This window comes from Bradyrhizobium niftali, assembly GCF_004571025.1.
GTDB classification, from domain to species: domain Bacteria; phylum Pseudomonadota; class Alphaproteobacteria; order Rhizobiales; family Xanthobacteraceae; genus Bradyrhizobium; species Bradyrhizobium niftali.
In genome coordinates this window covers 1-706 of sequence record NZ_SPQT01000133.1, presented here as the reverse complement: position 1 = coordinate 706, position 706 = coordinate 1, and the positions used below count along the sequence as shown (strand labels likewise).

Annotated in this window: 1 protein-coding gene; it reads right to left on the bottom strand. The window is 66.7% G+C overall.

Going from position 1 to position 706, the window contains the following annotated elements:
• Nucleotides 1-140: 140 nt before the first annotated feature.
• Nucleotides 141-443, bottom strand: a complete 303-nt coding sequence (locus E4K65_RS46755) for a DUF736 domain-containing protein (RefSeq protein WP_135179768.1) — start codon at nucleotides 441-443, stop codon at nucleotides 141-143.
• Between the last annotated feature and the right edge of the window lie 263 nt (nucleotides 444-706).

Here is a 706-nt window from a genome sequence, read left to right as displayed (position 1 = left end):
GATTATGCGTAGCGCGGGATTATGCGGAGTCGTTGGCTGGCAGCCCGGTTTTCCAGGGCTTTTGCCGCTGTGTCGCTCCGCATAATAACGGGGCCGCTGTCCGCGGCGCCCCGCGTGTTTGCGAGACGCCGCGGTGTTGGTCAGCGCGACCAGATCAGCGCGCACTCGCCATCGTCGCCTTCGAAGAGGTTGGCGTAGATCGGCGCGGTGAAGGACGGATCGTCGAGCTTGACCGAGTGGTAGGTGCGGTTGTCCTTCGAGGTCCGGCGCCAGGCGGCACCGATCTCGACGCCTGAGACGATGACGCGCAGGTCTGGCGCCTTGTCGCTGGTGGAGGCGGGATCGCTGGGGACGAGACGCGCCTTGGCATCGATCGCGAGCGTCTTGATGGTGCCGGTGTAGGTGCCATCGTTGCTGCGGGTGAACGAACCGATCTGGGACATGGTGGATCTCCTGTGCTGTGTTCAAGCCCGCGACCATCGCGGCCTTGTGGCGATCGAAAGCTCCGGGACGGCCGACCCGCACCGTCAGGCCGCAGCGCATGCGGAGGACGGCGTGCGGCGATCTTGTTGCTGCGCGAGGAGCGGCGCAGCCGCGGGGAAGAAGATCGACGCACGCTGTTGCGGGGAACAGGCCGGGTCGCAGACCGCATCTCGGGGCAGATCCGCCCACAACAAGGCCCGTCGGTCGCAGGGCATCACGGCAC